Below are 14950 nucleotides of genomic sequence, written 5' to 3'. Positions count from 1 at the left end.
GTTCACTCTCCGTCTGTTCCTGTCCGTCGGCGGCGCGACCGCTCTGCCAGCGCGCGCCTGCCCTCGGCCCGCAACGCCGACCGGTCTGCGCCGGCCGTGCCCCCGGTGACCGCGCCGTCCGTCGGGCCGACCGCGGAGAGGTTCGCCGCGAGGTCGTGCACCGTCGGGTGGCGGAAGAGCGTCAGCGTGGTGAGGCGGGTGCGGAGCCGCTGTTCCAGCCGGGCCCGGACCTTGGTGATGAGCAGCGAGTTGCCGCCCAGGTCGAAGAAGTTGTCGTGCCGACCGACGCGGCGAACGCCGAGCACCTCCTGCCAGATCTCGGCGATGCCGCGCTCGAGGTCGGTGTCCGGCGGCGTGGTCGCGGTCTCTTCCGGCACGGCGAGGTCGATGCGGGCCAGCGCCGCGTAGTCGACCTTTCCGTTCGGTGTCTGCGGGATCCCGTCGACCACGACGAAGTGCGCCGGGATCATGTACTCCGGCAGGACCTCTCGCAGCGCGCGGCGCAGCGTCACCGGGTCGGACGCGGCGCCCTGCTCCGGCACCAGATAGGCCACCAGCCTTACATCGGCGGGGCCACATTCGCGGGTGGCCACCAGGCTGGTACGCACGCCGGCCAGTTGGGAAAGCACCACCTGGATCTCTCCGAGCTCGATCCGGAGGCCACGGATCTTGACCTGGCCGTCGGCACGGCGCACGAACTCCAGCTGAGCGTCCGCCCGGTACCGGACGATGTCCCCGGTCCGGTAGAGGCGCGCTCCGGGCTTCCCACTGAACGGATCGGGCACGAATCGCTCCGCGGTCAGTCCGGGCCGTTGCAGGTAGCCGCGGGCCAGGCCGATGCCCCCGATGTACAGCTCACCCGGCACGCCGACCGGGGTGGGCTGCATCCATTCGTCGAGGACGTACACGTCGTAGTTGGGCAGCGGGCATCCGATCGAGATGCGGTGTTCGGTGCGGAACAGGCGGGTCATCGTGGTGATGACACTCGCCTCGGTCGGCCCGTACGCATTGAATAGCGCCCGCCCGGCCGACCATGAGCCCACGAGCTCCGGCGGGCATGCCTCGCCGCCCAGCACCAGGGTGCGCACCCCGGGCACGTCGGTCGGATCCATGAGCGCGGCCGCGGTGGGCGGCAACAGCACCATGGTGATCGCGTTCCGGCGTAGCGTCTCCACCAGGTCGGGGCCGGGCTGCAGCTGTTCCCGGGGCGCGAACACCAGCTCCGCGCCGGAGGTGAGGCAGAGCGTGAGGTCGTAGACGGAGGCGTCGAAGGCGAACGAGGCGAACTGCAGGATCCGGTCGCCTCGGGTGGGCGCGAGCACTGCGCTGATCGCGTTGACCAGGTTCCGCAGCCCCCGGTGCGGGATCATCACGCCCTTCGGACGGCCGGTGGAGCCCGAGGTGTAGATGACGTAGGCCAGGTTCGCGGGGCCGGTGGTGCGAGGCGGCCGCCCGGACGGGCCGGCGTCCAGACCTGGCGTCGTGTCCAGGCAGAGCGTGGTCACGCCATCCGGGAGCCGGTCGGCTAGGTCGGTACGGGTCAGCACGAGCTCGACGCGGGCGTCCTTGACGATGAACTGCAGGCGGTCCTGCGGATTGGCCGGGTCCAGCGGAAGGTACGCGGCACCGGACTTCCAGATCGCCAGCGTGCAGACTGCGAGATCGACCGACCGGTCCAGCAGGATACCGACGATCCTTTCCGGGCCCAGGCCGCGGGCGCTCAGGTGATGCGCCAGCCGATTGGCCGCCTCGTCCAGTTGCCGGTACGTCAGCCGGGTGGCCCCGCACGACACCGCGATCGCGTCGGGCTGAAGGTCGGCCCGCTCCTCGATCAGCTCGTACGCAAGCCGGTCGTCGGGCACGGCCAGGGCGGTGTCGTTGCACCCGTACAGCAGTTGCCGCTCCTCCTCGGCGGAGAGCAGCGGGACGGTGGCGACCGGCGAGTCCGGATCGGCCGTCGTCGCCTCGAGCAGGCGTTGCAGGTGGCCGAGCGCGGCGGCCATGCTCTCCTCGTCGAACAGGGCGCTGTCGTATTCCAGCCAGCCCCGCAGCGAGTGCGGCCCGCGGCTGAATGACAGCGACAGGTCGAATTTCGCCGTCTCACTGTGGCTCGGTATCCATTGCACCGACAGACCCGGCAGCCGCAACTGCTCCAGTTGCTCGTCGTGCAGCGCGCAGACCACCTGGAAGAGGGGGTGGTGCGCGGCGTCCGAGTTGCGGCGCAGCCGGTCGACCAAGATCTCGAATGGCAGCTCCTGGTGGACCTGCGCGGTGAGGACGGTCTCCGCGACCTGGCGGACCAGCTGCCGGAAGGTCGTGGCCGGCATGATCCGGCACCGCATCGGCAGCATGTTGACGAAGAACCCGACGACGTCTTCCGTCGCCATCCGGGTGCGGTTGGCCACCGGCGCGCCGACGACGATGTCGTCCTGGCCGGTGTAGCGGTGCAGCAGCACGGCGAAGCCGGCCAGCAGCACAGCGAAGGGCGTGGTCTGCTCGCGTTGCGCGAAGTCGGTGATCCGGTCCGCCAAGCCGGCCGGCCAGGTGAACCGCTTGATACCGCCACGCATCTGCGGCAGTGCCGGACGCGGCCGGTCGGCCGGCAGCTCGATCACCGACGGGGCGCCGGCGAGCTGCTCGGTCCAGTAGCTGGCCAGCTCGTCGGACACCTCGCTGGTAAGCCAGTCGCGCTGCCAGCGCGCGAAGTCCACATACCGGGTGGCGGGCAGGTCCGAGACCGCGGGGCCGGTGCCGAGCTCGGCGCGGTAGCCGCTCTCCAGGTCGCCGAAGAACACCTGCATGCTCCACCCGTCACAGACGATGTGGTGCATGGTGAACAGCAGCACCGCGTCGTCCGGGTCGAACCGAATCACACGCATCCGCAGCAGCGGCCCGGTGTACAGGTCGAACGGGAGGACCGCCTCCTCGGCCGCACGGTCGGCGGCGAACGACTGCCTTTCGTCGGCGCCGACCACCTCGGGGTGGTCGTCGATCCGGAACGCCGGCGCCAGTTCCGGGAGCACCGCTTGCCAGGGTTCGCCGTCGGTGGCGAAGTAGACCGTACGCAGCGACTCGTGCCGGCGGGTCAGGCCCTGCAGGGCGCGTTCCAGGGCGGAGACGTCCAGCGGGCCGACGACGCGGAACGCGTACGGCACGTTGTAGGCGGCCGTCCTCGGATGCAGCTCGGTGAGGACCCAGAGGCGGCGTTGCGCGTACGACAGTGGGTGGATGTCGTAGTCGGCGCCACGCTCGGCCAGTAGCGCCCCTAGCGCCGCGCCCTGCTCGGCCGCGAGCGCGCGCAGCCGGTCCTGTTCGGTGCTCACGCCGCCGCCCCCCGGTTCGGCTGCTCGAAGGCGGCGAGGAGGTCGGCGACACTGCCTCGGGCGTTGTTCGCGGGGCGGGCCGGTCCGGCGGCCGCGGCCCGGTCCGGCTCGGCGGCGAGACCGTCCACGGCGGCGGCAAAAGCGGCGAGCGTCTGATGGTCGAAGAGCAGCCGCAGCGGCACCTGCGCGCCGACCGCGGCGGACACCCGGATGACCACCTGGGTGGCCTTCAGCGAGTGGCCGCCCAGCTCGAAGAAGCTGTCCTGCCGGCCGACCTCGGTCCCGCCGAGCACCTCCCGCCAGACGTCTGCGATCATCCGCTCACTCGGCGTGCCGGGCGCGCTCACGTCCGCCCGATCCCGGAACTGGCCCGTGGGGTCGGGCAGCGCCCGCATGTCGAGCTTGCCGTTGGCGGTCAGCGGCAGTGCAGGCAGCGAGACGAGCAGGTGGGGAACCAGGTAGTCCGGCAGCTCGTCGCTCAGGCGGGCGCGCACCACCTCGGTGGTCACCTCCGGCTCCGCCGGGACGACATAGCCGACGAGGTGCGTGTCGCCGGCAGTGTCGTGCCAGGGCTGGACGGTTGCGTGGCGCACCAGCCCGGTCCGGAGCAGGCAGTCCTCGATCTCGCCGGGCTCGATGCGGAAGCCCCGGACCTTGAGCTGCCGGTCGAAGCGGCCGAGTACCTCCACCGTGCCGTCGGGCCGATGGCGGGCCCGGTCGCCGGTCCGGTACAGCCGGCGTCCCGGGACGCCGCCGAGGTGGTCGGGGACGAACCGGTCCGCGGTCAGCCCGGGGCGGTTCACGTACCCGCGAGCGACCCCGTCGCCGCCGATGTGCAGCTCGCCCTCCACACCAGCGGGCACCGGCTCGAGGGACTCATCGAGTACGTACATCGTCGTGTTGCTCAGGGGCCGCCCGATCGGCACGACGGTGTCGCCGGGACCGAGGCCGTGGCATTCGTGCGCGGCTGCGAACGTCGTGGTCTCGGTCGGGCCGTACCCGTTGACCGTCCGCTGCGGGGCGCCGTGCGCGAGCAGCGCACGCAGGGCGTGCGGGTCGGCCTGCTCGCCGCCGAAAACGAAGCACCGCAGACCGTCGAGCGCCGCCGGACGGTCCCTGGCCACCTGCATGCCGAGCGAGGTGGTGAGGAACAAGATGTCGATGCCCTCGCCGCGGATCCGTTCTCCCAGGCGGGCGGGGTCCAGGATGCCATCCCTCGAGATGCCGACCAGCTGGGCGCCGTTGAGCAGCGCACCCCAGACCTCGAAGGTCGCCGCGTCGAAGGAGATGTTGGAGCACTGGGCCACCGAGTCACCCGGGCGGAAGTCCACATAATCCACGCCGCGAACCAGCCGGATCACGTTGCGGTGCGTCACCGCCACGCCCTTGGGCCGGCCGGTCGACCCGGACGTGTACATGATGTAGGCGAGGTGGTCCGGATGTGCCGAGTGGGCGGGACTGCCGAGCGGCGCGGCGGTGATGGCCGGGGCCACCTCGTCGAGGTCAACCAGGCGCACTGCGGTTCCGGCGAGCCGCTCGGCCGTCGTCGAGCGCACCAGCACCACCTGTACGCCGGAGTCCTCGGCCATGTAGGCCAGCCGGTCGACCGGGTAGTCGGGGTCGAGCGGCACGTACGCTGCGGCGAGCTTCACCGCCGCCAGCGCCCCGACCACCCAGTCCGCCCCGTAGCCGAGGCAGAGACCGACCCGGGCCTCGGCGCCCACACCGAGCTGGGCCAGGGCGTGGGACAGCTGGTTGGCCCGCTCGTCGAGTTCCCGGTAGCTGAGCGTGTCGTCACCGAACCGCAGCGCCGGTGCGTCCGGCGAACGGTCGGCCTGCTCCTCGAACAGGGCGGCGAGCGAGCCGTCCCGCGGGTACGCGACGGCGGTGTCGTTCCAGGCCAGCACCATCCGCTCGTGTTCGGCACCGGACAGCAGAAGTTGATCCCGCGTTGTGGACACTGTACGTACCCCCTCATCTCGTGGGCGGTGTGCTTGAAGGTCAAGGAATCCCGGGCGCGAGCACGTCACGGACCCGGCTGGCGAGGGCATGCTCCGCTGTGTGCAGGTAGAAGTGGCCGCCGGGCAGGACGTTCAGGTCGAAGTCGCCGTCGGTGTGTCGGTCCCACGCGGCCACGTGCTCGACCGGCACCAGGGCGTCGTCCGATCCGGCGAACGCGGTCACCGGCATCGGCAGTGGCGGCGCCGGCCGATAGGCGTACGACTCACAGGCCCGCAGGTCGCCTCGGATCGACGGAAGCAGGAGCGCCATCAGCTCCCGGTCGGCCAGTGCCTCGGCCGGCATCCCGCCGGCAGCGGCCAGCCACCGCAGCAGCTCCTCGTCCGGAAGCGTATGCCGGGGCGCCTGCGCACTCCAGAGTGGAAGGTGTGGGGCCGGGAACGCGGAGACCAGCAGCCGCTGCGGCGGCGGTTCGCCCAAGTCGCACAGCCGCCGGGCCACCTCGTACGCGATCAACGCCCCCATGCTGTGCCCGAGGATCGCGAACGGCGGCTCGATCGTGTCGCCGATGGCGGTAGCCAGCGCCGGCACAATCTCGGCGAGCGACTCCGGTACAGGTTCGCCGAACCTACGCTCGCGCCCTGGAAGCTGGACGGCCCAGACCTCGACGTCTGGCGCGAGGCGGTCGGCGAGCGAACGGTACATCGACGGCGTGCCACCCGCGGACGGCACCGCGATCAGGCGTGCCCGGACGTTTGCGGCGCGCATCGGAGCGGCCAGCCACAACGAACCCGGCGCCTCGCTCCCCACGTGAGCCGCCGCCCGGAGTCCCGACGATGTCACTTCGAGGCACCGCCGTTCGCGCGGTCATATCGAATCCTGGCCATGGCTAGGATGGTGCCAACGGTAGGTCTCCATAGTGGTACGTAGATCCATACATCACGGCGGGGGTATGGCGAGCACCGGAGGATACATGCTGCTCTTTCGCGTCCTGGGACCCCTCGAGGTCAGGGGACCAACGGGCTCAGTGGTGACGATCGCCGGCCGCAAGCAGCGGATGTTGCTGCTTGCGCTGCTGACACACGCCAACGATTGGGTGAGCAGCCGGCGCCTCGCCGAGATCCTGTGGTCCGCGACTCCGCCGCGCTCGGCCATGGCCAACCTGAAGACGTACGTCTGGGGGCTGCGCCAGACACTGCCGGCCACGTCCACCGGCGCCGACCGCATCGAGGGCCGCCGCAGCGAGTACCGCATCGTGGCCGACAAATCCGAGCTGGACCTGTTCCGCTTCACCGACCTGGTCGCCCGCGGTCGCGAGGCGGACGGCCGGGGCGACCTCGCCACCGCCGGAAAGCTGCTGCAGGAGGCGGTCGAGCTGTGGCGCGGCCCGTTCGCCGAAGGTCTCGACGGCACCGACGCGCTCTTCCCGGAAAGCGGTCGCCTGACCGAGGACCGCTGGACCGCCACGGAGGAGTGGATCGACGCTCTCCTGCGCCTCGGTCAGCACACCGAGGTGCTCCGAATCATTCGTGGACTTCTGGCGGACCAGCCGCTGCGGGAGCGCCTGTGGCACCAGATGATGCTTGCCTTGTACCGGTCCGGACGCCGCGCCGAGTCGCTTGCCGCCTACCATGACCTGTACGAAACCCTGGACCGTGAACTCGGCATCAGCCCCGGCCCGGATGTCCAGCAGCTGCACCAGCGGATCCTGCGAGACGATCCGGCGCTGCTGCAGGCGCGGCCCGCACGGGACGATCCACCGGCGCGCGGGCCGCAGCATTTGGTGCCGAGCCATCTTCCCCCGGACCTTGCGTCGTTCACCGGGCGCCTGCCCGAACTCGGTTACATCGTCGGCGCTTGGACGCGCGACGAGACGGACCAGCCGGCGCAGAGCGTCGTGTGCGCGATCGACGGCATGGCGGGAGTCGGGAAGACGACCCTCGCCGTGCACGCGGCACACCAGATGCTCCCCTGGTTCCCCGACGGCCAGTTCTTCCTCGACCTGCACGGGTACACGCCAGACACCCGACCAGTCGATCCGAGCGACGCGCTCGACCGCCTGCTGCGGGCTCTCGGCCTGACGAGCCAGCAGATCCCGAATGAGTTGGAGGACCGGTCCGCGCTGTTCCGCAGCATGCTGCGTGGGCGCCGGATGCTTCTCCTGTTGGACAACGCCGCCGACGAGCGGCAGGTCGCCCCCCTGCTGCCGGCCAATCCGGGATGCTTCGTCCTGATCACCGGTCGGCGGCAGATGACCGGCCTGGACGACCTCCGCTCGGTCTCGCTCGCAGTCCTTCCCCTTGCCGATGCGGTGGCGCTGTTCAGCCGCGCCTCCGGCGACCAGCGGCCGGTCCGCGAGCCTGAGGCGGTCCAGGAGGTGGTTGAGCTCTGCGACCGGCTGCCCCTGGCGATCCGGGTCGCCGCCGCCCGGCTGCAGGCCCGTCCCACCTGGGCGGTCTCCCATCTGGCCGACCGGCTGCGGGACTTCCAGCACCGGCTGACTGAGCTGGAGAGCGGCCCGCGCAGCGTCACGGCCGCTCTGCAGGTGTCCTATGCCCATCTCAGCGGCGACCAGAAGCGGATGTTCCGGCTGCTAGGCGTGCATCCGGGGCCGGACCTCACGGCAGCCGCCGCAGCGGCGCTGATCGACCGGCCGCTGCGCGAGGCGGACCGCCTCCTCCAGGCGCTGGTCGACATGCACCTGCTCTGGCAGGACAACGGGCAGCGGTACCGGATGCACGACCTGATCCGTCAGCACGCCCGCCAGCTGGCCGAGAGCGAGGAGTCGGCGCCGAGCCAGCGGGACGCTATCGGACGGCTGCTCGACTACTGGGTCCACGTGGGTGGCGAGGCGCGCGCCCGGACCAGGTCTGGGCGGAGCCATCCGGTGGCACATCCCGGGTATCTACCCCACCAGTACGCGCCTCGCTTCACCACTCCGGAGCAGGCGATGGACTGGCTGACTGAGGAACGCCGCAATCTGCTGGCCGGAGTCCGCTATGCAGCGCGCCGGTCGCTGCACCAGCACACGTCAAACATAGCCCGGGCCCTACGCACGGTGTTCTACATGCGCGGCGAGGTCGACGACTGGATGGCGATCGAGAAGCTCGCGGTGGAGGCGAGCCGCCGGCTGGACGATCCGCTCACCTTGGCCGAGTCCCTGCAGAGCCTAGGAATGGCCTACTGGGCGGTCGGCGACAACGACGCTACGCTGGGCCATCTCGACGAGGCGCTGGAGACCCTGCGCCGGGCGGGGGACCTCAGCGGCGAGGCCGAAGTGTTGATCACCATCGGCATGGTGCTGATCCGGATGGGCCGCCCGCGAGAGGCACTCGCCCGCGAACGCAAGGCGCTGCGAATCAGTGGGCAGGTGAAGGATCTGCACACTGAGGCGCGGGCGAGGATGATCCTCGGCCTGACTTTTTGGCGGCTCGGTGACTATCCGGCGGCGCTCGACAACGCCAGCCGTTCGCTGACGATCTACACCGAGCGCGGCAGCAAGAGGTGGCAGGCCGACGCGCTGAACGTCGCCGGGATCGTGTATGCGCGGCTCGCAGACGACGACAAGGCCGTCGATCACGCCAAGCGGGCGCTGGCCCTGTCCTTGGAGACCGGGTACCACCGTGGTTCGGCCTGGGGGCTGAACCTGCTCGGTTCCATCCGCGTACGGCAGCAACGGCACAAGGAGGCGCTCGACCACCTCCGGCGCGCGACAAGGTACGCCCGCGACTGCAGTGACCAGCGCATCGAGGCGCACTCGCTGAGTCTTATCGGTATCGTCCTGGCCGAACTCGGCGACCACCGTGCGGCGCTGGAGTGCCAGGAGCAGGCGTTCGCCCTCTGCCGGCACTCCGGCGACCTCGGACTTGAGTGCGAGATCCACAATGAGGCCGGCGCGGCGCAGCGGCTGATGGGCGACGGCGAGTCCGCCCTAAATCACCACCGGCTGGCGCTGGAAATGTCGGACGAGGTCGGTGACCCCTATGAGGCCGCGAGGGCACTGGAAGGTGCGGCACATGCCCTCCACTCGCTCGGCAACACCGCTGCGGCCGACGAACGGCTCCGTCGGGCGAAGGAGAAGTACACCGAGCTATCCGTGCCGGCGGCCTGGTCTAGGCCTAGTACCGCCGCGCGGTAACCGCTTCGCGACACCTGCGCCGGGACGCTTGGTCCGAGGCCTTTTCTGAGAAGCCAATCCAGCGTGGACTCCATCGCCGACTCGCTGCCGGACCGACCATCCCACGGCATGTACGGACAGGCCTTCGACTCCGATCCCTCATTCGATGGAACGGCACCCGATGACGACTACTCGATCGTCATGGCCGCCACGATGGGCAAAGCCGAGCCGGTGCCGCAGACAGCCTTTCGACACGCGAGCAACCGCCGAGCGACGCAACCCACATGGTGGGAAGATCAGTCTGGAGCATGGGACACAAAAATGGCCGCGATCAGCGTTTCCGCTGGTCACGGCCATTTTGTTGTTGTGCGCCCGAAGGGACTCGAACCCCTAACCTTCTGATCCGTAGTCAGATGCTCTATCCATTGAGCTACGGGCGCTCGGTGCTTCGCCAGCATACACACCGGCTCGACACGCGGAGACTCCGGGATTCGAACCCGGGAGGGGGTATAAGCCCCCAACCGCATTAGCAGTGCGGCGCCATAGACCAGACTAGGCGAAGTCTCCCCGGCAGCCTTCAGGCCACCGACCGGTCGAGGATACCGGACGGTCCGAGGCTCCGGCAAAGAGGTCCCCTCCGCGCGCCGCGTCCGGGCCGCTGAGTCTTTCCATCGGTGAAACCGCCGCGGCCAGGATAGGCTGCGACGGCATGGAGGAGAACCAGCCGCCCCCGCGCCGCGCGCGGACGCCTCGGCCCGCGTTCAGCACGCCTGAACGGGCCGAGTCCTCCTCGCCGCCTGCCCACAAACCCCGCCAGTCGCCGCCCTCGGTGACTTTTCGGCCGCCGGCTGCGGACGAATCTTCGGGTACGGGCACACGACCCCCAGAAGCAGACGCGCCCCCCAGCCCCCACGGCCCCACCCCGCCCCGGTCCCGCCCCGCCGGCGAGCAAGTCCCGTCCGCCCGCAAACGCGCCCCGGCCAAGAAGGGACCCGCGAAGAAGGCGGCTCCCGCCTCGGCCGAGCCGACCGTGACGAAGGCCACCCCTATGAAGAACGTGCCCGGCAAGAAGGCGCCCGCCAAGAAGGTCGCCGCCGCCAGGGAGACCGCATCCCGGAAAGCGGTCGCCCAGGAGAGTGCCCCGCCCGCGGTGGCCGACCCGCAAGGAAGCGCCACGAGCGGCACGCAAGGAAGCGCCACGAGCGGGGGGCCCCGCGAGGCGAGTCCCGCCAAGAAGGCCGCACCGGTCAAGCGCGCCGCCGCCAAGAAGACGGCGCCGCTCAAGAAGGCCGTCAAGGCGGCGGCTTCGGAGATCGCACCGGCCGTCGTCGAGCCGGACATGACCACCGTCCCGGACGAGCCCACCCCCTCGCCCGAAGAGCGGGCGGCGACAAGCGGCCGGGAGACGGCAATCCGGCAGGCCTCAGCGAGTGGTCGGGCCGCGGTTACCGGCCAAGCCGCCGCAGAGCAGCAGGCCACGGCGGACGTGCGCGCTACCTCCCGCGATCTGGCCGGGGGGACAACCCCGGCTGCCGAGCCCCCGGCTACGGCCCCGGGGCAGCCGGGGGCTGTCGCCCCCGTGGCATCGACCTTCCCGCCCCGGGCGAAGGAATCGACGGACACCGCGTCCGTCAGGCCGGCGACCGATATCCGGGACGCCCCCGCGGAACAACGGACCGAGGCGTGGGCGCGGCTCCTGGCCGACCCGGGCCACTCACCCGAGCTGCTCGCCCTCGCCGCCGTGCAGACCATCGGCCCGCGTGCCGCGGCGTGGGCCGAGCGCATCCGCACCGCCTACCCCTCCGCGACTCCCGACGCGATCGCCCGCCTCGCGGTCGCCCGATTCACCCGCTTCGGCAGCGTGAGCAGCGTCCTCGCCGCGGTCGCCGGTTCGTACGCCCCGCTTGCCCTGCTCGGTTCCGCGGCGTTGACCCACGCCGAGCTGACCCTGCACGTGGCCGCCGCGTACGGGATCGACCCGGCGGATCCGGCGCGTGCCGTGGACCTGTTGCTGATCGCGCACGTGCACCCGGAGCGGGAGGATGCCGAGGCGGCACTGGCGGCGGCCCAGGAGCACAGCTACGAGGGTCCCGCCCTGGATGCGGCCTGGCGGCTGGGTCGCATGGTCGCCGCTCAGGCGGGCGGCTGGGCGGCGTTGCGGGCCGTGGACCGGCTCTTCCCCGGCACCAGCCTCCTTGCCGCGGTGCTGGCCAGCCGTGCGGGAGCCGCCACCAGCGGCACTCGGGCCATCCTCTACTACCGGACCGCGCGCGACCGACCAAGCCCACTAGCCTGAGCGCCACCGACGAAGCCCGCTGGTCGAGCGCCACCGACGGAGCCCACTCCCCGCGCGCCACCGACCAAGCCCACTAGCCCGAGCGCCACCGACCGAAGCCCACTCCCCGCGCGCCACCGCCATAGGCCGGTTGGCCACAGAGCCGCGGAAAGCAATCGACGGACGGCCTAATCCGTACGGGTGGCCTCGAGTCAAGGCACATCCACACCTTTCCGGGCAAGCGACGCGCCGACTGTCGGCAATTGTGCGGTCTAAGTCGCACTTAGGGTGCGATGCGTTACCTTCCGGGCTCCGCACCCTAAGGGCATGGGAGACCTCGCACGTTTGCTCAAGGAGAGCTGGAGCCTCGTCGAGGAGCATCAGGACAAGGTCGCCGGCTATTTCTACGCGCGCATCTTCCTGTCGCACCCGGATCTGCGGGATCTGTTCCCCGTGCACATGGACGTTCAGCGTGCGCGCCTGCTCGGGGCCATCGTCACGGCGGTGCAGACGCTCGAGGATCCGGAGCGGTTCGACGACTACCTGCGCGGCTTGGGCCGTGATCACCGGAAGTTCCACGTGGAACCGGAGCACTACGAGGTCGTCGGGGGGGCTTTGATCGAGGCCATGCGGCATTTCGCCGGGGAGCAGTGGGGCATCGAGTACGACCAGGCATGGGCCGACGCGTACGCGGTCATCGCCTCCAAGATGTTGGCCGGCGCCGAGGCCGACACCAATCCGCCGTACTGGTACGCCGAGGTCATCGCCCACGAGCGCCGCGGCAACGACATCGCCGTCTTCACCGTGATGCCGTTGCAGCCGCTGGAGTTTCGCGCGGGCCAGTACCTCAGCCTGGAGTGTCCGCGCTTCCAGCCTCGGCTGTGGCGCACCTATTCACCGGCCAACGCGCCTCGGCGCGACAACACCCTGGAGTTCCACGTACGCGCGATCGGCGCCGGCTGGGTCTCCAGTGCGCTGGTCCGCCGCCTGGAGGTCGGCGACATGGTCCGGCTCGCCGCGCCGATGGGCTCCATGAATCTGGACCGGCGCTCGACCCGGGACGCCGTGTTCGTCGCGGGCGGCACCGGACTGGCCCCGATCAAGTCCCTGCTCGAGGAGCTGACCCGGTACAACCGCACCCGCTGGGTGCACGTGTTCTTCGGCGCCCGCAACCGTGACGACCTGTACGACCTGGCCGAACTCAACCGCCTGGCCGCGCGCTATCCCTGGCTCTCGGTGGTCACGGCGTGCAGCGACGACCCCACCTTCCCCGGCGAGCAAGGCAACATCTCCGACGTCGTCGGCCGCTACGGCCCCTGGAAAGAGCACGATTTCTTCGTCTCCGGCTCGGGCCCGATGGTCAAGGCGACCCTCAAGACCCTGGCCGAGCTGCAGGTTCCCTCCATCCGCATCAAGTACGACAGCTTCTCCGACGCCTAATAGATCCACGGGCGGCCGCTCTGGCCGTACTCCTCCACCGGCACCAGCGTGGCGTCCGTCGCCATCCGGTCCACGTACAGCCGGCCCTCCAGATGGTCGATCTCGTGGCTGACCAGGCGGGCCATCGCCCGCTCGAAGGAGGTGATCACCCTCGTCCCGTCGTACCGGGCGTGTTCCACGTCGACCCGCAGCGGCCGGATGACCAACCCGCGGTAGTCGAAGAAGGACAGGCAGCCCTCGTACTGCTCGTCGGCATCGCCGGACTCGTCGACGACGCGGGGGTTCAGCAGGATCACGGGTTCGGCGCCGCGCTCGGGCGGGCGTACCACGGCGGCGGCGACCGGCATGCCGATCTGCGGTGCGGCCAGCCCGACCCCCTTGCTGAAGTCGTGCACGGTCTCGAGGCGGTCCAAGGTGGCGCGCAGAGCGTCGACGGCCTCGCGGGCGTCCGCCTCCTCGCGCGGCAACTGGAAATGCCGGGCACGCTGGCGCAGGAGGTCCGCGCCGCGCTGCACGATGCCTAGTCCGCGCATACGCTGGCTCGCTCTCAGCTCGTGGCCGTTCTGGTCGGCCAGGGGCTGTCCGTCAGCGTGGTTCCGCACGGGACCACGCGCCGCCGGCATCCGCACCGGCCCGTGTTCCCCCACGCTCTGCCCCGGGCCGTCTGCGGTTGCCGCAACGGCACCCCGCCCGGCCGAGACCGTCATCCCCTCCCAGTACGCCGGCCCGTGCACACCGTCGTGGGAGGACCACACGCGCGCCCCGTCCTGGGAGGACAGGGCGGACGACGGCGGCGCCACGACGGAGAGCGCGGCGGCGTCTCCCACCCCCGGTGCGGACTCCCCACGGAACCGCCACTCCAGGCGGTAGCGCGCGTTGAGCAGTGGCGCGTCGGTCGACCATTCGAAGACGGCACGCTCGGCGTCGTTGTGACGTTCAAGCGGCGTCCGCACGGGTACCTCAGCGGCCAGGGACGTCTCCACACCCCACACCTGCGGCTCGAACTCGACCGGGAAGTCCAGCCGTACGGTGAGATTGCGGGTGGGCAGACGCACGGCCCGCTGGAACCACTGGCCCCATTTCTCCTCGCCGACCGTGTAGGCGTACTCGATCGTCGTCCGTTCTCCCGGATAGAGAGGGAACTGGCCGTGATCGTTCGCGAACAGCAGCCAGACCTCCTTCGCCGCGTCCCGGTCGAGCTTGAGTCTCCAGTGCATCGGTTCGGCCGCCCCGCCCTCGCCGGCGACGGCGCTCAGGTCCATCTCCTCGAAGCTGAGCGGGTGCTGCCGGTGATGCCGGTTGGAGCCGGCCGGGTCGTGCGGGTAGCGGTCCACCGCGATCTTGACCAGATACCGCGTGACCGGCTCGACGCCGGCGTTGTAGAGCGCGCGTCGGATCCGGCAGCGGTACGCCCCCTGGATGTACGTGAGCTCGGCAACTTCTTGTTCGACGATGAGCCCGGTGCCGGGCGGCATCCACTGGACCGGCACGGGAGGGTCGCGGTGCAGCGCCGCGCCGCGGGCGTGACGCAGTTCGTCGTACTCCTGGAATCGCTGCCAGATCGCGCCCCCCGCGGCCAGGACCGCTTCCGCGCGCCGGGCGAAGTCTTCGGTGGGTTTGTGCCGGCGTCCCTCGACATGGCTGACGTAGGAGGGGTCGAAGCCCATCCGGGCGGCGAGCTGCTTCTTTGTCATCCCGCGTTCGACCCGCCATTGCGCAAGCGCCGACACGAACTGGTCGGCGGCCCTCTCGACAGGCGAGGTGGTCATCACGGATGTCCCCTTTGCGACAGGAATTTCAGTGTCCACGTCTTCCGGTGTCCGCATGGGGCAAGTA

The 14950-nt window shown here is 70.5% G+C and carries 8 protein-coding genes and 2 tRNA genes; 4 read left to right on the top strand and 6 right to left on the bottom strand.

The window, feature by feature from the left end:
• Nucleotides 1–2: 2 nt before the first annotated feature.
• From EDD30_RS20390 to EDD30_RS20380, 3 genes are read right to left on the bottom strand one after another with little or no spacing between them, the layout of a single operon-like run.
• On the bottom strand, nucleotides 3–3323 hold the full coding sequence (locus EDD30_RS20390; RefSeq protein WP_071803112.1) for a non-ribosomal peptide synthetase: 3321 nt from the start codon (nucleotides 3321–3323) through the stop codon (nucleotides 3–5).
• Nucleotides 3320–5284, bottom strand: coding sequence for a non-ribosomal peptide synthetase (locus EDD30_RS20385; protein ID WP_071803113.1), 1965 nt, complete (start codon nucleotides 5282–5284; stop codon nucleotides 3320–3322). The genes EDD30_RS20390 and EDD30_RS20385 overlap by 4 nt, the downstream gene beginning before the upstream one ends.
• Before the next feature lie 40 nt (nucleotides 5285–5324).
• Entirely contained in the window at nucleotides 5325–6050 is a 726-nt protein-coding gene (locus EDD30_RS20380; protein WP_071803124.1) for a thioesterase II family protein, read from the bottom strand.
• A 262-nt stretch (nucleotides 6051–6312) separates the two neighbouring features.
• On the opposite strand from EDD30_RS20380, the gene EDD30_RS20375 reads away from it, so the two are divergent.
• The gene (locus EDD30_RS20375) at nucleotides 6313–9420 is read left to right on the top strand and encodes an AfsR/SARP family transcriptional regulator (protein ID WP_071803114.1); all 3108 of its coding nucleotides are present in this window, start codon (nucleotides 6313–6315) and stop codon (nucleotides 9418–9420) included.
• Between the two features lie 63 nt (nucleotides 9421–9483).
• Nucleotides 9484–9801, top strand: a complete 318-nt coding sequence (locus tag EDD30_RS39230; protein WP_170047105.1) for a hypothetical protein — start codon at nucleotides 9484–9486, stop codon at nucleotides 9799–9801.
• On the opposite strand, the gene EDD30_RS20370 is transcribed toward EDD30_RS39230, so the two are convergent.
• Nucleotides 9767–9839: transfer RNA gene (locus tag EDD30_RS20370), tRNA-Arg, on the bottom strand. The genes EDD30_RS39230 and EDD30_RS20370 overlap by 35 nt on opposite strands.
• A gap of 36 nt (nucleotides 9840–9875) precedes the next feature.
• Nucleotides 9876–9966 (bottom strand) — tRNA-Ser (locus EDD30_RS20365).
• Nucleotides 9967–10447: 481 nt separating this feature from the next.
• Between EDD30_RS20365 and EDD30_RS20360 the strand changes: the two genes are divergently transcribed.
• Together EDD30_RS20360 and EDD30_RS20355 are read left to right on the top strand one after the other, a co-directional pair.
• Nucleotides 10448–11695, top strand: coding sequence for a hypothetical protein (locus EDD30_RS20360; protein WP_071803115.1), 1248 nt, complete (start codon nucleotides 10448–10450; stop codon nucleotides 11693–11695).
• Between the two features lie 306 nt (nucleotides 11696–12001).
• Nucleotides 12002–13114, top strand: a complete 1113-nt coding sequence (locus tag EDD30_RS20355; RefSeq protein WP_071803116.1) for a globin domain-containing protein — start codon at nucleotides 12002–12004, stop codon at nucleotides 13112–13114.
• On the opposite strand, the gene EDD30_RS40735 is transcribed toward EDD30_RS20355, so the two are convergent.
• Entirely contained in the window at nucleotides 13111–14883 is a 1773-nt protein-coding gene (locus EDD30_RS40735) for a peptide deformylase (RefSeq protein ID WP_244945328.1), read from the bottom strand. The two genes, EDD30_RS20355 and EDD30_RS40735, sit on opposite strands and share 4 nt — an antisense overlap.
• Nucleotides 14884–14950: the final 67 nt, after the last annotated feature.

This window comes from Couchioplanes caeruleus, assembly GCF_003751945.1.
GTDB lineage: Bacteria > Actinomycetota > Actinomycetes > Mycobacteriales > Micromonosporaceae > Actinoplanes > Actinoplanes caeruleus.
Note: the sequence above shows the minus strand (reverse complement) of the source record. Positions and strands in the feature narration are given on the sequence as shown.